Annotated in this window: 13 protein-coding genes; 5 read left to right on the top strand and 8 right to left on the bottom strand. The window is 54.0% G+C overall.

Translation table 11 applies throughout. The features are described from left to right. Positions 1-114 precede the first annotated feature (114 nt). The 6 genes from mdtC to idnO form a co-directional block, all read right to left on the bottom strand. Entirely contained in the window at positions 115-3,204 is a 3,090-nt protein-coding gene (gene mdtC / locus DDT52_RS00795; protein ID WP_136154688.1) for a multidrug efflux RND transporter permease subunit MdtC, read from the bottom strand. Continuing rightward, on the bottom strand, positions 3,201-6,323 hold the full coding sequence (locus tag DDT52_RS00800; protein WP_136154689.1) for an MdtB/MuxB family multidrug efflux RND transporter permease subunit: 3,123 nt from the start codon (positions 6,321-6,323) through the stop codon (positions 3,201-3,203). Before DDT52_RS00800 ends, mdtC begins: the two co-directional genes overlap by 4 nt. After that, entirely contained in the window at positions 6,323-7,549 is a 1,227-nt protein-coding gene (locus DDT52_RS00805) for an MdtA/MuxA family multidrug efflux RND transporter periplasmic adaptor subunit (RefSeq protein ID WP_136154690.1), read from the bottom strand. Before DDT52_RS00805 ends, DDT52_RS00800 begins: the two co-directional genes overlap by 1 nt. Positions 7,550-7,810: 261 nt before the next feature. Then, a complete protein-coding gene (locus tag DDT52_RS00810) occupies positions 7,811-8,284 on the bottom strand; it encodes a NanQ anomerase/TabA/YiaL family protein (protein ID WP_136154691.1) in 474 nt (157 codons plus the stop codon). 85 nt (positions 8,285-8,369) lie between these two features. Beyond that, a complete protein-coding gene (locus tag DDT52_RS00815) occupies positions 8,370-8,897 on the bottom strand; it encodes a gluconokinase (protein WP_136154692.1) in 528 nt (175 codons plus the stop codon). A gap of 15 nt (positions 8,898-8,912) precedes the next feature. Further along, positions 8,913-9,677, bottom strand: coding sequence for a gluconate 5-dehydrogenase (gene idnO / locus DDT52_RS00820; RefSeq protein WP_109055111.1), 765 nt, complete (start codon positions 9,675-9,677; stop codon positions 8,913-8,915). A gap of 481 nt (positions 9,678-10,158) precedes the next feature. Here idnO and DDT52_RS00825 point away from each other — a divergent pair, with 481 nt between their 5' ends. The 5 genes from DDT52_RS00825 (at position 10,159) to edd (ending at position 16,272) form a co-directional block, all read left to right on the top strand. Beyond that, positions 10,159-11,148 (top strand): LacI family DNA-binding transcriptional regulator, encoded by a 990-nt coding sequence (locus DDT52_RS00825; protein ID WP_136154693.1) that lies wholly within the window; start codon positions 10,159-10,161, stop codon positions 11,146-11,148. A gap of 336 nt (positions 11,149-11,484) precedes the next feature. Continuing rightward, positions 11,485-12,432 carry a 2-hydroxyacid dehydrogenase gene (locus DDT52_RS00830; protein ID WP_136154694.1) on the top strand — a complete coding sequence of 316 codons (948 nt, stop codon included), beginning with the start codon at positions 11,485-11,487 and terminating at the stop codon, positions 12,430-12,432. Positions 12,433-12,566: 134 nt separating this feature from the next. Further along, positions 12,567-13,874 (top strand): MFS transporter, encoded by a 1,308-nt coding sequence (locus DDT52_RS00835; RefSeq protein WP_136154695.1) that lies wholly within the window; start codon positions 12,567-12,569, stop codon positions 13,872-13,874. A gap of 83 nt (positions 13,875-13,957) precedes the next feature. After that, a complete protein-coding gene (locus tag DDT52_RS00840) occupies positions 13,958-14,464 on the top strand; it encodes a heme-degrading domain-containing protein (protein ID WP_136154696.1) in 507 nt (168 codons plus the stop codon). Next, on the top strand, positions 14,461-16,272 hold the full coding sequence (gene edd / locus DDT52_RS00845) for a phosphogluconate dehydratase (RefSeq protein ID WP_136154697.1): 1,812 nt from the start codon (positions 14,461-14,463) through the stop codon (positions 16,270-16,272). The genes DDT52_RS00840 and edd overlap by 4 nt, the downstream gene beginning before the upstream one ends. 42 nt (positions 16,273-16,314) lie before the next feature. Here edd and DDT52_RS00850 read toward each other — a convergent pair whose 3' ends face one another. Then, on the bottom strand, positions 16,315-17,511 hold the full coding sequence (locus DDT52_RS00850) for a NupC/NupG family nucleoside CNT transporter (protein ID WP_136154698.1): 1,197 nt from the start codon (positions 17,509-17,511) through the stop codon (positions 16,315-16,317). 253 nt (positions 17,512-17,764) lie between these two features. Then, positions 17,765-18,706 carry a DNA-binding transcriptional regulator DsdC gene (gene dsdC, locus DDT52_RS00855; RefSeq protein ID WP_136154699.1) on the bottom strand — a complete coding sequence of 314 codons (942 nt, stop codon included), beginning with the start codon at positions 18,704-18,706 and terminating at the stop codon, positions 17,765-17,767. Between the last annotated feature and the right edge of the window lie 152 nt (positions 18,707-18,858).

Genomic DNA, 18,858 nt, shown 5'->3' on the forward strand with positions numbered 1-18,858 from the left:
TCTTCAGGATTCTCCTGGTGACTGAATGGAAAATATACACGTTTATCAACACGCTATGGCGGCTCGTTCTGAAGGCATCTCTCCCGGCCCAGCCCCTTTCACGCCGGATTTGTGCTAATTAGCGCGGCTTTCTCTATTTATTGGTATCGGTTTCTTGCGCCGCAAATTCCGCAGTTTATCAAAGAACAGGTACACCACCGGCGTGGTGTAGAGCGTGAGTAGCTGGCTCATCACCAGTCCGCCGACAATGGTAATCCCCAGCGGCTGGCGCAGCTCGGCGCCGTCGCCGCTGGTAAGAACCAACGGCAGGGCGCCAAACAGCGCGGCCAGCGTGGTCATCATAATCGGGCGGAAGCGCAGCAGGCTGGCCTGAAAGATAGCGTCTTTGGCGCTGAGTCCGCCAGTACGCTGCGCCACCAATGCAAAATCCACCATCATAATCGCATTCTTTTTAACGATACCTATCAGCAGCATGATTCCAATCAGCGCGATCAAACTGAACGGCGCATCAAACCACTCCAGCGCCAGTAACGCCCCCACGCCGGCTGAAGGCAGCGTGGAGAGAATGGTTAACGGATGCACGTAACTTTCGTATAGCACACCCAGTACAATATAGACCGTAACGATCGCCGCCAGAATCAACACCAGCTGAGAAGATTGCGACTGCTGGAAAGCCTGCGCCGTACCGGCGAACTGTCCCCGCACGGTGGAAGGCACGCCCAGCGAGGTCATTGCCCGCTCAATCGCGGCGGTCGCTTCGGAAAGCGTCCCCCCTTCCGGTAAGTTAAAGGCAATGGTTGAAGACGCAGACAATCCCTGATGGTTGACCGACAGCGGCGCGTTAATTGGCTGCCAGCTGGCAAAGTAAGAGAGCGGGATCGGTTTACCGTCAGCGCTGATGACAAACATTTTATCCAGCGAGCTCACATCCTGCGTATAGGCGGAATCCACTTCCATCACCACCTTGTACTGATTGAGCGGCTGATAAATGGTGGAGATCTGACGCTGGCCGAACGCATTGTTCAATAGCGCATTGACGCTGGAAACGCTGATCCCCAACTGCGCCATGGCATCGCGATTATAGGACAGCGCCATTTCCGATCCTTTATTCTGCTGATCGGAGTTCACATCGGCCAGTTCGGGCAGCTTGCTCAGGGCCTCGCGGATTTTCGGCTCCCAGGCGCGCAGATCGCCGAGATCGTCAGACAACAGGCTGAACTGGTAGCTTGCATTCGCTTCACGCCCGCCGATGCGGATATCCTGCACCGGCGTTAAAAACAGGTTGGCTCCCGGTTCTTTCGACAGTTTGATCCGCAGGCGGCTGATGACCTGCTGGGCGCTGACATCGCGTTCGGACAGCGGCTTGAGGGAAATAAACATCGAACCGCTGTTGGTTCGCGTCCCGCCGGTAAAGCCGGTCACGTTATCCACGGCGGGATCGCTGCGGACGATGGTCATGAAATCCTGTAGCTTCACTTTCATTGCCTGGAAGGAGATGCTTTGATCCGCCTGAATGAACCCCATAAGCCTGCCGGTATCCTGCTCGGGGAAAAAGGTTTTTGGGATGCTGATATACAGCCAGACACTCAGCGCCATCGTTCCCAGCAACAGCATCAATACCCAGCGGGTATGGTTAAGCACCCACTTGAGCGAACGGCCGTAGTGCCGCTGTACCGCCGTGATAACCCGGCTGAAACCGCGTTTACGCGGTTGGCTTTGTTTGGGCACGGCCCGCAGCAGCCGGGCGCACATCATGGGGGTCAGCGTGAGTGAAATCAGCAGAGAAATCATGATCGCCACCGACAGCGTTACGGCAAATTCCCGGAACAGCCGGCCCGGTAAGCCATCCATCAGCAACAGCGGGATGAAAACCGCCACCAGCGACAGACTCATCGACAACACGGTGAAACCGACTTCGCGTACCCCTTGCAACGAGGCTTGCATCGGCTTCATCCCTGCTTCAATGTGACGGGAAATATTTTCCAGCACCACAATCGCGTCATCCACCACAAAACCGGTCGCGATGGTGAGCGCCATCAGTGACAGGTTATTCAGACTGAACCCGCACAAATACATGGCGGCGAAGGTGCCGATCAGGGAAACCGGAACGGCTACCGCAGGAATGAGGGTGGCGGGCCCGGAACGCAGGAACAGGAATACCACCAGAATGACCAGCGCGACGGCAATCACCAGCGATTGTTCGACCTCGGCGAGCGAGGCGCGGATGGTCGGCGAGCGATCCTGAGCAACGTCGAGCTGGATCGCCGCGGGCAGGCTGGCGCGCAGTTCCGGCAGGGCGGCGCGCACATTATCTACGGTATTGATGATGTTGGCGTCGGGGGTGCGGCGGATCATCACCAGAATGGCGGGTTTGGAATTGGACATGCCGGCGTTACGCGCATCTTGCACCGAATTTTCCACCGTCGCCACATCGCTCAGCCGTACGGCGGCCCCGTTGCTGTAGTGAATAATCAACGGCTTGTAGACGTCGGCGGTCTTCAGTTCATCGTTGGTCTGTATCTGCCAGTTTTGCTGGTGGTTTTCGATATTGCCGAGCGGTTGACGAACATTGGCCTGACTGATGGCCTGACGCACGTCATCCAGCGAAATCCCCTGATTAAACAGCGCCAGCGGATTGAGCGCCACACGCACTGCGGGCAGCGAACTGCCGCCGATCGAAACATCCCCCACGCCCTCCATCTGGGAAATTTTCTGCGCCAGTTGGGTTGATGCAAAATCGTAGAGCTGTCCCTGATCATAGGTATCGGAAGACAGCGTCAGGATCATAATCGGCGCATCGGACGGGTTGACCTTCCGATAGGTCGGACGACTCGCCATGCCTGACGGCAACATATTCTGGGCGGCGTTGATGGCGGCCTGTACATCACGGGCGGCGCCGTTGATATCCCGATCGAGGTTGAACACCAGAATAATGCGCGTACTACCGAGCGAACTGGTGGACGTCATTTCGCTGACGCCGGCAATCCGGCCCAAAGAACGCTCCAGCGGCGTGGCGACCGAGGAGGCCATGGTTTCCGGCGAGGCGCCCGGCAGCGAGGCACTGATCGAGATCACCGGGAAATCCACCTGCGGCAGAGGAGAAACCGGCAGCAGGCGAAACCCAATCACGCCACAGATGGCGATAGCCAATGTCAGCAGCGTGGTGGCAACCGGCCGGTGAATGAACAGGGCGAAGAACTTCACTCGGTTTCTTCCTCCTGACGCGGCGCACGGCGTAAATGCAGCGCCAGCCTGTCAAACAGCAGATAAATCACCGGGGTGGTAAACAGGGTCAGGATCTGGCTCATCACCAGACCGCCGACCATACAGATTCCCAGCGGTTGCCGTAGCTCCGCACCCACGCCGGTGCTGAGCATCAGCGGCAAGGCGCTGAGCAGCGCCGCCATGGTGGTCATCAGGATCGGACGAAAACGCAACAGACAAGCCTGATAGATGGCGTCATAGGGGGTCATGCCCTGTTCCCGTTCGGCGGCCAGCGCGAAGTCGATCATCATAATGGCGTTCTTCTTCACGATACCGATCAGCAGAATGATGCCGATAATGGCGATCACATCCAGTTCGCTGCCCGCCATCATCAGCGCCAGCAACGCCCCCACTCCCGCGGTGGGTAAGGTCGAGAGGATGGTTACCGGATGGATAAAACTTTCATACAGCACGCCAAGCACAATGTACATGGCGACAACGGCCGCCACGATCAGCCAGACGGTGCTGCTCAGCGCCGCCTGAAACGCCAGCGTACTGCCCTGGAAACGGGTCGTGATATCCGCAGGCAGATTCATCTGCTGTTCCGCCTGGGTGATGGCATCCACCGCTTCACCCAGTGAGTAGCTGCTGCTCACGTTAAAGGAGATGGTGGTTGAGGGAAATTGATCGATGCGATTGATCGCCAAAGGCCCCTGACGCTCCTCAACGGTCGCGATGCTGTTCAGTGGAATGGTGCCGCCGTCGCTGCTGATTAACCGTATGTCATTCAGCGCGTCCAGACCGTTGTTGTTGGCGGTGTTGTGTTCCAGCACGACGCGATACTGGCTGGCCTGCGTATAAATTGTGGAAACCAGACGTTGTCCGAACGCGTTATACAGCGCGCTGTCGACCTGCGACATGGTAATGCCCAGACGGCTGGCGCTGTCGCGGTTGACGTTGACATAGGCAATCGGCGCCCGATCCTGCCAGTCGCTGCTGACGTCTTCCAACTGCGGCAGTTTTTGCAGCTCCGCCATCAGCTGCGGCACCCACAGACTCAGTTCGTCCAGCGACATGGCCTGCAACGTAAACTGATATTGCGTGCGGCTGACCTGGGTATCGATAGTCAAATCCTGCACCGGTTGCAGGTAAAGCTGAATCCCGGGGATCTGTGCGGTCTGCTGTTGCAGCCGGCTAATGATTTCGGGAATACGTTCGCTGCGTTCACTGAGCGGCCGCAGATTGATCTGTAAACGGCCGCTGTTCAGCGCCGCATTGGTGCCGTCAACGCCCACGAAGGAGGAGACGCTCTGTACCGCCGGATCCTTCATGATGATCGACGTCACCTGCTGCTGACGATCCGCCATATTACTGAAGGAGACGGACTGCGGCGCCTGCACGGTTCCCTGAATAATACTGTTGTCCTGTACCGGGAAAAATCCTTTGGGGATCCACAGGTAGAGCAGGATGGTCATCAGCAGGGTGCCTAATGCGACGCTCAGCGTCAGCCATGGATGATTCAGTACTTTGCGCAGATAACGACCATACGCCTCCACCAGTCTGGTAAAGAACCGTTCGCTGGCGCGGGTAAAGCGGTTCTGTTTGTGAAGTGACTGATGGCTGAGCATCCGGGCGCACATCATGGGGGTGAGGGTGAGCGAGACCACCGCTGAAATCAGAATGGAGACGGCCAGCGTGATGGCGAATTCCCGAAACAGACGGCCAATGATGTCACCCATAAACAGCAGCGGGATCAGTACGGCAATCAGCGAGAACGTCAATGAAATAATGGTAAAACCGATTTCCCCGGCGCCTTTCAACGCCGCATTAAGCGGTTTTTCCCCCTTTTCGATATAGCGGGTAATGTTTTCGATGACCACGATCGCATCATCCACCACAAAACCGGTCGCGATGGTGAGCGCCATCAGCGTCAGGTTGTTGATGGAAAAACCGAGGAAATACATGGCGGCAAACGAGCCAACCAGCGAGAGCGGCACCGCGATGCTTGGGATCAGCGTGGCAACCGCATTACGCAGAAACAGGTAAATCACCATCACGACCAGCGCGATAGCCAGCAGCAGCTCGAATTGTACATCTTTGACGGATGCCCGGATGCTGGTGGTGCGATCGGTCAGCGTGGTGACCTCAACCGTTTTCGGCAGGCTGGCCGTCAATCCCGGCAGCATGTTGCGGATATTGTCGGTGGTGGTGATCACGTTGGCGCCCGGTTGGCGCTGAACGTTGATAATGATCGCTTGCTGTCGATTGGCCCAGGCGGCCAGATGGGTATTCTCCGCAGCCTGTTCGATGGTGGCGACGTCACGCAGACGTACCGGCGCGTCATTATTCCAGGCGACAATCAGCTGCCGGTAATCTTCAACGGATTTCATCTGATCGTTGGCGGAGAGCGTGACGGAGCGCGTCGGGCCGTCGAGGCTGCCTTTGGCGGAATTGACGTTGGCGGCGGTGATCGCCGTGCGGATCGTTTCGCTGGTTAACCCATAGGCCGCCAGCGCCGGCGCGTTCAGTTTCACCCGGACCGCAGGGCGTTGTCCGCCCGCCAGCGAAACCAGACCGACGCCGGCCACCTGCGAGATTTTCTGCGCGATACGATTATCGACCATGTCCTGAACCTGCGTCATCGGCATGGCGCTGGAGGTGACCGCCAGCGTCATAATCGGCGGATCGGCCGGGTTTACCTTGCTGTAGGTCGGCGGATAGGGCAGATCGGTCGGCAGCAGATTGGTCGCCGCGTTAATGGCGGCCTGCACATCCTGTTCCGCAATATCCAGCGACAGTTCAAGCTGGAATTGCAGGGTGATGACCGACGCCCCGCCCGAACTCTGAGTCGACATCTGTTTCAGCCCTGACATCTGGCCGAACTGCCGCTCCAACGGTGCGGTAATCGCCGAGGTAATCACCTCGGGACTGGCGCCGGGGTAAAGGGTGATAACCTGAATCGTCGGGTAATCCACTTCCGGCAGGGCCGAAACGGGCAGCGCGCGATAGCCGATGATCCCCGCCAGCAGGATGGCGATCATCAGCAGCGTGGTGGCGACCGGACGCAGTATAAAAAGCCGTGATGGTCCGCCACCACTGGCTGGCACGGTATCCTGCATCAGGATTTCTCCCCGGTGGTTACCGGTGTTTGCTCTATTTTGGCCGAGGGCAGCACCTCGACTTTTGCCCCTTCCGTCAGACGGTCAATACCATCGGTAACGACCTGCACCCCGGCATCCAAACCTGCGGTAATCACGATTTGCTGACCGTATTGAATGCTGGTTGTCACCTGTCGTTTGCTGACTTCCTGTTTATCATTCAGTATCCAGACAAAACGGCCTTCGTTGCCCATTTGCACGGCGGCGGCCGGAGCAACCACGGCATTTTGCAGCGTATCAACCTTCATACGGATGTTGACGAACTGATTAGGGAACAAGGCATCATCCAGATTTTCAAAGCGCGCTTTGAGCTTAATGGTGCCGGTGGTGGTATCGATCTGGTTGTCCATGCTGAGCAGGCTGCCCTGCGACAGCTTTTTCTGATTGGCGCGATCCCAGGCCTCGACTATCGGCGACTGGCCCGATTTTTGCGCATTCAGAATCGTGGCGATTTCACCTTCCGGTACGGTAAACACCACATCAATAGGGTGTGTCTGCGTGATGACGATAAGTCCGTTGGTATCGCCGCTGGTGATGTAATTCCCCACGTCCACCTGTTTCAGACCGACCCGGCCGCTGATGGGCGCGGTAATTTTGCTGTAGGCCAACTGGAGTTCTGCACTGGCCACCGCGCCCTCATCGGCCTTCAGGGTGCCTTCCGCCTGACGGACCTGCGCAATTTGCGCATCCAGTTCCTGACGGGAAATCAGGTTGGTTTTCACCAGTTGCTGATAACGGGATAAATCCTGACGAGCATTTTCCAGCACCGACCGATCTTTTGCCAGTTGGCCCTGAGCCTGAGTCAGCTCAACCTGAAAAGGACGCGGATCAATCTCTGCCAGTAAATCGCCCGCGTTGACCTGCTGCCCTTCCTGAAAGTGCAGGGCCATCAATTCACCGCTCACGCGGCTGCGGATGGTCACGGTGTTGGCGGCGGTCACGGTGCCGAGGCCGGACAGGTAGTAAGGGACGGCGGCCGATTGCGTCAACGCCGCCTGTACGGGCGGCAGCACTCTCATCGCCGCCCGTCGTCCAGCGCTGCCGCCTTCGCGTGACTGTTGCGCGGTGCTGTTTCCTCCCGGACCTGCAACGGCCTGGGGTTGACTGAAATGTCTCCAGAGCAGCAGGGCTGCAATGATGATGGCGGCAACGAGTATCAACAGACGTGAGAGGCGTTTGGCATTCATAATAATTGGATTAATCTCTCCAGATTGCGCTGAGAACGGCTCAGGCTCCATAAAAAACAAGACACTACATAAACCAGGTTTATCATACTAGTTTAAACAGTTCATACAGGACAAAAATGAAGGAAATGTGGAAGATGTGTCAGGGTTTGTAGGGGGGTATTTCGACTTGCGAGACGGGCTGGATATTATCACAGAAATGCCACCTTGTCCTGGCAGGGTAGGTGGCAAGGTGGCATTGGGTATTTCGGGTGAACGGTTAAATCAATCTTGCAGCAGGTGCGCCGCGATTTTTACAACCAGTTTGCGCAGCGGCGCGGGTTGCGTCAGCGTCGCCATCGGACGGTGTAATTCGCCGGGGAATAACAAGGCGAAGTCGCCGGGTGATAAGGCCAGCAGCGTTTCGTTGCTGATGTTTTCATAGAAACCATAGTCCCGCTCGGTGTCGAATTCCATGGTCGGGGATTGTCCCTGAGTTCCGGGCGCCGCACCGATATATTCATGGCCTTCGATTAGAAAATGAAGATCAATGTAGTAACGATGTAATTCCGGCTTCTGTTCATGCAGGGGCTTCGTCTGCCCGATGATATGGTTCAGATAAATTTCACGGCCTTCAATGTCCTGTTCGCCCGCGGGGAGCGTGGCAAGATCCAGCTTACTGATAGCGTTAAGCGTCCGGCGAATGGCATCGGGATAACCGGGGTTGTCCAGCGCGTTTTCAAGTGTGTCGACGATCATAATCAATCCTTGTTTTTATACCCTTTATCTTTCAAAGGCCTGCCGCTCGCCGGCACCTCGAAACCTGTGGGTATGGCGTGTATTTTCAGGCGTATTGCGGCGTTGTCTCCTGGGGCAACGCCGTCACGCAGCGGTTGACCACGCCGTCAAATGACGTGGCGATATCGATAGGGATAACGTCGGTTTCCCGCTCATCGGGGCACTCAAGGGTAGCAAACTGACTTCTCAGCAGACTTTCCGGCATGAAATGACCCGCGCGGCGTTTCATCCGGTCCAATACCAGTTCATAGTCACCGTGCAGCCACAGGAAGGCCAAATCGTTATTTCCTTCCCTTAGCCGATCGCGATAGCGCTTTTTCAGGGAAGAACAGACCAGAATACCCGTCTCGTTTTTTTGTTGCAGGCTATAGGCCACATCGCTCAGGCGTTCAAGCCAGGGCATACGGTCGTCATCGTTCAAGGGATGACCCGACGCCATTTTCTGGATGTTGGCGCGCGGGTGCAGGTCATCTCCATCGATGAATTTGGCATGGAGATGATTGGCCAGCGCTAGTCCGACGCTGGATTTTCCCGTGCCGGACACGCCCATGATGATGATACATTTACCGGACATAATACCCTCTGTCAGTTACACTGCGACCAGCATGCCACCGTCAACAAACAGCAGGTGTCCGTTGACAAAATCCGATGCCCGGGAGGAGAGATAGACGGCGGCGCCGATTAACTCCTCGGGATCTCCCCAGCGTGCGGCGGGCGTCCGTTTACATAACCAGCCGGTAAATGCCTGATCATCGACCAGCGCTTTGGTCATCTCGGTTTTAAAATAGCCGGGAGCGATGCCGTTAACCTGAATGTTATGGCGGGCAAGCTCCACGCACATGCCCCGCGTCAGCATTTTTACCGCGCCCTTGGATGCGGCGTAAGGCGTGATGGTGTCGCGGCCTAATTCACTCTGCATCGAGCAGATATTAATGATTTTCCCGCTCTGACGTTTCACCATATACCGGGAAACCGCCTGAGAAACCAAAAAGACAGATTTTTGATTAACGTTAATGACATCGTCCCAATCTTTTTCCGGAAATTCGGTAAAAGGATGGCGACGCTGGATGCCGGCGTTATTAATTAACACATCAATGGCGCCAATATTCTCTTCTATGTAATGAATCGATTCCTGAACGGCGTCGTGGTCGGTAACGTTAAATGCGGCGGCATGAGCCTGAAAGCCCGCTTCCCGTAATTTCCCGACGGCATTTTCCGCGCGTTCGGTGGTGATATCATTAATAATGACTTCCGCGCCAAATTCAGATAAACCTTTAGCCAGCAGAAAGCCGATGCCTTGTGCAGAGCCTGTAATAAGCACTTTCTTTTTTGATAGTGAAAACAGATCTTTCATAAATAATTCCTGATGGCTGAGTAAATCATGTTTAGGGTCAACGTTATTTTATATTTCGCAATGTCATGAATACGGCACGGATGAATAAAACCATCCAGCATTAACCGGGCCAAAAATTAACAACGTAATATTGGATGATGGTTAATACGATATTGATGACGGATAACGAAATAAAACGATAAATTATGTGGGATTATGAAACCGTTTTACGGCAGGTAAAACTGTGATGAAGATCACCTTTAAAAGTGTTACTGCGGGATGTTACCGCTTACGTGACACTCATCCGCTCCACATGAGAGACAGCGATAAATAATTGCAGTAAATAGAGGGGTATTTTAATTTAACCACTTGATAAATAATAAATTTAATTTATATGGAGGGAATGTTACCGCCGACGTGGCGGGGTATCATGCTTTCCATGATGGGGTATCGCAGGGCATAATCCTGCTATCTACTTACGGTATTTCTCTGGGACTCCGGCATGAAAAACCAGCGTGTTACGTTACAGGATATCGCTTTACTGGCAGGCGTAACGAAAATGACAGTGAGCCGCTATTTGCGTACTCCGGATAAGGTGTCGCCAGAAACCGGCGAGCGTATCGCTCAGGTTATGGCCGAAGTGAATTTTACACCGGATAGCCAGCCTGACGCGGGAGGCGTGCGCAGCCCCCGTATCGGCGTTCTGGTGCCTTCTTTTAATAACCAGATTTTTTCCGATCTGCTGGCAGGCATTGAATCCGTCACGCTTGCCCAGGGCTATCAGACGCTGGTGGTTAACTACGATTACAATAAAGCGCGTGAAGAAGAACAGATCATTAATCTGCTCTCTTTTCCCATCGCCGGCCTGATCCTGACGGATTCCGAGCACACGCTACGCGCCGATAAATACCTGAATGCCGCATCCATTCCGGTTGCTCAGGTGATGGATTTAGAGGTGATCCCCGGCCGTATTGTGGTCGGGTTTGATAATTACCGGGCCGCTTATGATATGACCTCGACCCTGCTGGCCAGTGGGAAAAAGCAGGTGGTCTATTTTGGTTCCATGTCTGACCGGCGTGATAGAAAGCGTTATCAGGGTTACAGCCAGGCGATGTTGGACGCAGGGGAGCAGCCGATGCATATTACGCCAAACCGGGTTTCCTCCATTTCAATCGGCGGCGGGATGCTGGCTCTGGCTCGCCAGATGTATCCACAGGCCGATGCGATTTTCTGCACCAATGATGATATTGCCGTCGGTGTGTTACAGGAATGTCTGCGACTGTCACTTGATGTCCCGGCTCAGATGGCGATATCCGGGTTTCATGGTCTTGATATTGGTCAGGCGACAACGCCGGTCATGGCCAGCGTCATTACCCCCCGTTTTGAGATGGGGAAAGTTGCCGCAGAGATTTTACTTAAGAAAATCAATCAGATTCCTACTATTGAATATGTTGACCTGCATTATCGTATTTCGCTCGGCGGTACGCTGTGATTTTCACTGACGCCATCTTCTTCTGCATGCGGATATGGCCGCGGGCAGCCCGTTTTCTTCCCTGAATGAGTGGTATGGATTGCGCTGCGCGGTGGAAAATGACGGCGCGATCACGTTACCAGTAACATATTTTGTTAACATGATTTGCAGTGATGTCCGTCACAAAATTGAACATCAAAAACAGGTGTGATAACCGCAACGAAGAAAAGGCCTTATCAGAAACGGAATATGCAGTTGCGCGCGGACCAGCGAATTGAACTGCGAACCGAACGGGTGACACCGGTGTCGATAGTGCTTTTTTAATGATTTTTATTAAATCTATCAGGTGGTTATGTAATGAAAAATGATGCTCAGTCTGTCCTGGTCGTGGCGCCGATTTTGCCGCATCTGATGAATAATCTGGAAGCGAACTTCACGGTACATAAACTTTTTGAGCAGGAAAACCCGCAGGCATTTCTTGCGGCGCAGGGTAAAAATATCAAGGGGATCGTTACTCGCGGTGATATTGGCGTAACGAACAGCGTGCTTGAAGAACTGCCGAATCTGGGGGTTATCGCCATATTCGGCGTGGGAACCGATGCCGTTGATCTGCAATATACCCGTCAGCGGGGCATCGCCGTGACAACAACACCGGGCGTGTTGACGGACGACGTCGCAGATACCGCGCTAGGGTTGATACTGTCCGTCTGCCGCCGTTTATGCCAGGCCGATAAATTTGTGCGGGACGGCCAATGGCTGCATGCGGGCCTGCCGCTGGGAACGAAAGTGACGGGAAAACGTATCGGCATTTTTGGTATGGGGAACATCGGCCGCGCAATTGCCCGCCGTGCCGCCGGTTTTGACATGCAGATTGCCTATACCGATTTGAAAGAAAACCCCGCTCTGCCGTATCAATATGTCGCGGAATTACCGGATCTGGCAAAACAGAGCGATATTCTGGTCATCGCTATTTCAGGCGGACCGGGTCGTGAAGGATTAATTAATGCTGATATTTTCTCGCTGATGCCTGAAAGCGCCATCCTGATTAATATTGCCCGGGGCAATATGGTGAATCAGCAGGATCTTATTGATGCGTTGCAGCAGAAAAAAATAGCCGGCGCAGGATTGGATGTATTTAGCAATGAGCCTCATGTTCCCGACGAGTTTATTGGCATGGATAATGTGGTTTTATTACCGCATATCGCCAGTGCGACAATAGAAACACGTATTCAGATGAGTAATATTGTTTTCTCAAATATCGATGCTCATTTTAAAGGTGAGAAAGAGCCTACGGCGATTTATTAATTAACTTATTTTTTAACTTTAATCGCGCCACTAATTTTTTATCTGTTTTATGTACGGACAATCCTCTGTTGTTCTCATTAACTGTTCTAATCAACAGAGGATCGTTTCTCTTATTTTGAAGAGGCATGACAAGCATGGACAATAAGATCCCTAATGCTCGCTGGTTACGTGTCATCGTTCCTATCATGATTGCATGTATTATTTCTTTTATGGACCGGGTCAATATCAGTTTTGCGCTGCCTGGAGGAATGGAGACGGATTTAGGCATGGGCAGCCAAATGGCCGGACTTGCCGGAGGCATATTTTTCATTGGCTATCTGTTTCTGCAAATTCCCGGCGGACGGATGGCGGTGCATGGCAGCGGTCGGAAATTTATTGCCTTTTCCCTGTTCGGGTGGGCGATTATTTCCATCCTGACCGGTCTGGTAACCAATCACTATCAATTGTTGTTCCTGCGCTTTTTACTGGGCGTTTCGGAAGGCGGGATGCTGCCGGTGGTTCTGACGATGGTCAGCAACTGGTTTCCGGAAAAAGAAATTGGCCGCGCGAACGCGTTTGTCATGATGTTTGCCCCGCTGGGCGGCATGTTTACCGCGCCGTTATCCGGGTTCATCATCAACGCGCTTGACTGGCGCTGGCTGTTTATTCTGGAAGGCGGGCTGTCGGCCGTGGTTCTGGTGATGTGGTGGTTTGTTATCAGCGATCGTCCTGAAGAGGCCAAATGGCTGTCTGAAAAAGAACGCCATTATCTGATCACGGAGCTGGCCCGGGAGAGGGAAGAACGGGTCCGTATCGCGCCGGTGACCAATGCACCGTTGAAAGAGGTGTTTCTGAATAATGGTCTGGTTAAGCTGATTATCCTGAATTTCTTTTATCAAACAGGTGATTATGGTTATACGCTTTGGCTTCCCACCATTTTGAAAAACCTGACCGGCGGCAGCATGGCGTCGGTGGGCGTTCTGGCTATCCTGCCGTTTGTCGCGACCATTCTGGGCATTTATGCCATCTCCATTCTGGTGGATAAGACCGGTAAACGTCGTCTGTTCATTATGCTGTCGCTGTTCTGCTTTGCGGCGGGTTTGATTTGTTCAGTGCTGTTCAGAAATTATCCCGTCGCGTCTTACATTTCTCTGGTGGTGTGCGGTTTCTTCCTGAAAGCGGCAACCGGGCCTTTCTGGTCTATTCCGGGACGGATTGCCGTTCCTGAAGTCGCAGGGGGCGCTCGCGGCGTGATTAATGGACTGGGGAATCTGGGCGGTTTTTGCGGTCCTTATCTGGTCGGCGTGATGCTCTATTTCTTCGGGCAGGCTACGGCGGTTTGCGTACTGGCCGCCTCCCTGATTATTGCCGGGCTGATTACCTGCCTGTTGCCGGAAACGTGCGATGTGTCCGTTGATAAAAACACCAGGGTAAAGCCGCTTGGTCGCGTTGAACGAACATAGTGTCGTATTGAGCAAAACAGCGTTATCCCGCTGGCTGCGATACGTTGCGATCGCAGCCGGTAGTGTAGAAGTCGGAGTGGGTTATGAATGTGCAGCACCAGTTTGAATTATGTCAACAACAGCAGCAGTTGATTGTTTTACCTGAATTTAATCGCCAACTGGCCTGGTCATTGGGCGAAGCAATAAAACATCAGGCGGAACGCCAGTCTCTGTCGTTGGCGATGAGTATTACCGTTAATCACCAAACCTGGTTCAGCTATGCCATGCCGGGTACGACGCAGGAAAATCTGGATTGGCTGCGCCGTAAACGTAATGTGGTGGAACTGCTGGAGATGAGTTCCTATGCCGCCAGCCTGATGTTACAAGTGCGCCAGACCACGTTGTCTGCCCGTTATGGGGTCAATGAACGTGACTATGCCGCGTTTGGCGGCGGATTCCCCTTACAGGTTAAACATGCCGGGATCGTGGGCAGCGTGGTGGTATCGGGCGCGCCGCATCGTGAAGATCACTATTTTCTGGTCGGCGTGTTGGCGCGTTTTGCCGGTCTGACAGAAGAAACGCTTGACCGCCTGATGCAGGAGGCTCAATGAACCCTGTCGTTGAGTGCGTCACACAGCAAATTATTACGCGTTCAGCGGCGAGCCGTCGGGCATATCTTGACCGGATTGCCGCCGCCAAAGAGACGAAAGTTCAGCGCTCCCAACTGGCCTGCGGCAACCTGGCGCACGGTTTCGCCGCCTGTACGCCCGATGATAAAGCGGTGCTCAGAAATATGGTGCATAGCGATATCGCGATTATTACGGCGTATAACGACATGCTTTCCGCCCATCAGCCCTACGAGCATTATCCGGAGCAGTTAAAATCGGCTTTACGTACCGTCGGCGCCGTGGGGCAGGTGGCGGGCGGCGTACCGGCCATGTGTGATGGCGTGACGCAAGGGCAGGACGGTATGGAGCTGTCGCTAATGAGCCGCGACGTTATCGCCATGTCCGCGGCGGTGGGGTTGTCGCATAACATGTTTGACGGGGCCCTGTATCTCGGCGTGTGTGACAAAATTGTTCCCGGCCTGTTGATGGCGGCGCTGTCGTTTGGTCATCTGCCGGCTCTGTTTATTCCTGCCGGGCCGATGACCAGCGGGTTGCCTAATAAAGAAAAAGTGCGGGTAAGGCAGCTTTACGCAGAAGGAAAGGTCGATCGTCAGGCGCTGCTGGAAGCAGAAGCCGCGTCCTATCACGGTATTGGCACCTGCACGTTTTACGGTACGGCCAATTCTAACCAGATGGTCATGGAGGTTATGGGGCTGCATTTGCCCGGAGCGTCTTTTGTGCATCCTGATACGCCCTTGCGTCAGGCGTTGAATGATGCCGCCGCTCGTCAGATTGTGCGTATGACGGCGGTTTCCGGCAATTATCTGCCCGTCGGTCATCTGGTCAATGAACAGGTTATCGTCAATGGCATTGTGGCGCTGCTGGCCAGCGGCGGATCGACGAATCTTACCATGCATCTGATCGCCATCGCCCGCGCCGCCGGGATTCTGATCAACTGGGATGATTTTTCCCGGTTGTCTGAGGTTGTTCCCCTGCTGTGCCGTATTTATCCGAATGGTCCGGCGGATATTAACTACTTCCAGGCCGCGGGTGGCGTTCCCTTGCTGGTGCGTGAATTACTCAATAGCGGTCTGCTGCATGAGGATGTGGAAACGGTTGCCGGCCGGGGATTGCAGCGTTACACCCTGGAACCTTATCTTGCAGAAGAAGGCCTTCGGTGGCGGAGTGGCCCGGAGATCTCGATGGATACGTCGGTCATTACCGCTGTCGGCCAGCCTTATTCGCCACACGGCGGATTAAAAGTGCTGTCCGGTAATATAGGCCGCGCCGTGATGAAAACCTCAGCGGTTCCCGATGATGCGCTGATCGTTGAAGCGCCGGCGGTGGTGTTTGACAGCCAGCATGACGTGGGCCCCGCCTTTGACCGCGGTGAGCTGGATAAGGATTGTGTCGTCGTGGTGCGCTATCAGGGACCGCAAGCCGTGGGCATGCCGGAGTTGCATAAGCTGATGCCGCCGCTGGGGGTGCTGATGGATAAAGGGTTTCGCGTGGCGCTGGTCACCGATGGCCGTCTGTCGGGCGCCTCGGGGAAAGTGCCGTCAGCGATACATGTCACCCCGGAGGCCTGTGATGGCGGGCTGCTGGCGAAAATCCGCACTGGCGACATCATCCGTATTAACGGACACACCGGGGAGATTTCACTACGGGTTGAGGATGAGGTGCTAACGCAGCGCGTCGTTAAACCGTATGATTTAACGCCCTACCATCAGGGGTGCGGCAGGGAACTTTTTACCGCGCTGCGTGAGCGGCTTTCCGGCGCGGAACAAGGAGCCTGCTGTATTCCTTTCTGAAGGTAAAACCGGGAACTTATTGTTCCCGGTTTAGACATCGTGTTACAGCACCAATCCTGCGATAGATGCGGAAAGAATGCTCACCAGCGTTGAACCATAAACCAGTTTCAGACCGAAACGGGAAACCACGTTGCCCTGTTGTTCATTCAGACCTTTAATCGCACCGGCGATAATACCGATCGATGAAAAGTTGGCGAAAGACACCAGGAAGACAGACAGGATGCCCACACTGCGCGGCGACAGCGTGTCCGCTACTTTTTGCAGCTCCAGCATGGCCACGAATTCATTGGATACAAGTTTGGTCGCCATAATGCTGCCAACTTGCAGGGCTTCATGAGAGGGGATACCCATAATCCAGGCAAACGGATAGAAAGCGTAGCCGAGGATATCCTGGAAGCTCACGCCGAAGACGGCGCTGAAAATGGCGTTAATGGCGGCGATCAGGGCGATAAAGCCAATCAGCATGGCGGCAACGATAACCGCGACTTTGAAACCGGCCAGGATATATTCGCCCAGCATTTCAAAAAAGCTCTGACCCTCGTGCAGATTACCTAACTGTAGCTCCGGTTCGTCGCCCACTTTGTAAGGATTGATGAGTGACAGCACGATAAAGGTACTGAACATGTTCAGGATCAGGGCGGCGACCACGAACTTGGCATCGAGCATGGACATGTAGGCGCCGACGATGGACATGGAAACCGTCGACATGGCGGTGGCGGCCATGGTGTACATCCGTTTTTCGGACATCTTGCCCAAAATGTCTTTGTAGGCAATGAAGTTTTCGGACTGGCCGAGAATCAGTGAACTGACGGCGTTAAAGGATTCGAGTTTCCCCATGCCATTCACTTTGGACAGTACCGTACCGATCACACGAATGATGATGGGCAGCACTTTGATGTATTGCAAAATCCCGATCAGCGCAGAAATGAAGACGATAGGGCAGAGCACTTTGAAGAAGAACGAGATCAGGTTCTTTTCACTATTGACCATGTCACCGAAGACGAAATCAGTCCCCTGACCGGCGAATCCGAGCAGTTTATCGAAGAGCGCCGCGACCCCTTTTACCGCACCCAACCCGATATTCGAATAGAGGAAAAAGTAGGCCAGCAGGATTTCAATAACCAGCAGTTGAATAATAAAACGGATACGGATGCTTTTACGATCCCGGCAGACAAGTAGCGCCAGAGCGGCAATGACAACCAACGCCAAAACAAATTGCGCAATATGGGATAGAGACATGTTTGCTCCAAATATGAGGCAGGCCAAGTTTTCCACGTCATTCTATGTAACGCGTTCACTAAAAATGAGATGAAGAACACAAAAACGCAATTATATCTTGGGAAGATATCGAAACTAAACGGTGTATCTCGTTATGGAGGCACTTTTATCCATTCATTATTTTGATACCACCTTTGGCAGGCGATATTTTCATCAGTCAAGCGCGTTAGTCATCCGCTTTTGCCAAATCGGGGGGAGCTTACGGCTTTGTCGATCAGGTATTCCGGGCCTGATTTTTCAGCCATTGGATAAACGCGTTGATTTTTGGCCACTGCCGGTCCGACAAGGTGGTGATGTAGTAGCGCTGTTCGCACTTCATTTCCAGCCCCGGAAACGGCACGATCAGTTCTTTGCTTTCCAGCCGTTTGCTTACCAGTTTACGTCGCCCCATCGCCACGCCGATATGGTTCATGGCGGCGATCACCGCCAGATCGGAGCGATCAAATCCCATCCCGCACTGTCTTTCATCAAGCGCTATCGAAAAATGGCTGGCCCAGGCGCTCCATTCACCGACGTCCGAGTCATAGCTCCATGCCTGCCGATCGTGTAATAACGTGCAGCGGCGCAGATTGTCCGGCTTGGCGATCAGGTCAAAACGCTGGGCGTATTCCGGGCTGCATACCGGCACCATCGATTCATCCATCAGATGCTCGCAGGCCAGTTTTTCCGGCGTTTTGTCGTCGAAGTAAATGGCCAAATCGATGCCCGCGCCGCTGAAATCCACCATCTCATTGCCGGTCAGAATATTCAGGCTGATGGCCGGGTAATGACGGGCAAAGTCAGCCAGCTTCGGCACCAGCCAGCATTGGGCGACGGATGGCCGGGAATAGACGGTCAGCACCCCAGAGAGTTCCTGGCTTTTGATCTCCAGGATCTCCTGATTGAGGTAGTTAAGCGATGATTTGAACACGGAAAACAGCCGTTCGCCTTCCGGGGTCAGTTCCACCCTGCGGTGGAAGCGCTGAAACAGGCGAAAACCCAGCTCATCTTCCAGATGATTGATACGGTGGCTGACGGCGCTGGGGGTCAGGGATAGCTCTTCTGCCGCCAGCGCAAAGGAGCAGTGGCGGGCGGCGACTTCAAAGGTGTGTAGCCGCGATAACTGGTAGCCGTTCAGGTGTTTATTTCGGACAAGATAATGGTTGGCGTCGTACATGGCTGAGTTCAGTGATGGTTTCTGGATGATGCGAGCATAGCGTAATTATCCGGGCTGCGGTGTATAAGGATGAATTCTTATGATGCAAAAGCAGGATTATGGCGGGGTTATGACCAATATCACGTATTTGATTTAATCTGCTTCATGCGTAG

The organism is Brenneria roseae subsp. roseae (assembly GCF_003115845.1).
In the GTDB taxonomy this organism is placed as follows: domain Bacteria; phylum Pseudomonadota; class Gammaproteobacteria; order Enterobacterales; family Enterobacteriaceae; genus Brenneria; species Brenneria roseae.

Coding starts and splice junctions, on each gene's coding strand:
- DDT52_RS00810 (WP_136154691.1), bottom strand. CDS start 8,284: ATGATCGTCGACACACTTGAAAACGCGCTGGACAACCCCGGTTATCCC.
- DDT52_RS00805 (WP_136154690.1), bottom strand. CDS start 7,549: ATGAATGCCAAACGCCTCTCACGTCTGTTGATACTCGTTGCCGCCATC.
- DDT52_RS00830 (WP_136154694.1), top strand. CDS start 11,485: ATGAAAAATGATGCTCAGTCTGTCCTGGTCGTGGCGCCGATTTTGCCG.
- DDT52_RS00800 (WP_136154689.1), bottom strand. CDS start 6,323: ATGCAGGATACCGTGCCAGCCAGTGGTGGCGGACCATCACGGCTTTTT.
- DDT52_RS00850 (WP_136154698.1), bottom strand. CDS start 17,511: ATGTCTCTATCCCATATTGCGCAATTTGTTTTGGCGTTGGTTGTCATT.
- DDT52_RS00840 (WP_136154696.1), top strand. CDS start 13,958: ATGAATGTGCAGCACCAGTTTGAATTATGTCAACAACAGCAGCAGTTG.
- idnO (WP_109055111.1), bottom strand. CDS start 9,677: ATGAAAGATCTGTTTTCACTATCAAAAAAGAAAGTGCTTATTACAGGC.
- DDT52_RS00825 (WP_136154693.1), top strand. CDS start 10,159: ATGAAAAACCAGCGTGTTACGTTACAGGATATCGCTTTACTGGCAGGC.
- DDT52_RS00815 (WP_136154692.1), bottom strand. CDS start 8,897: ATGTCCGGTAAATGTATCATCATCATGGGCGTGTCCGGCACGGGAAAA.
- edd (WP_136154697.1), top strand. CDS start 14,461: ATGAACCCTGTCGTTGAGTGCGTCACACAGCAAATTATTACGCGTTCA.
- dsdC (WP_136154699.1), bottom strand. CDS start 18,706: ATGTACGACGCCAACCATTATCTTGTCCGAAATAAACACCTGAACGGC.
- DDT52_RS00835 (WP_136154695.1), top strand. CDS start 12,567: ATGGACAATAAGATCCCTAATGCTCGCTGGTTACGTGTCATCGTTCCT.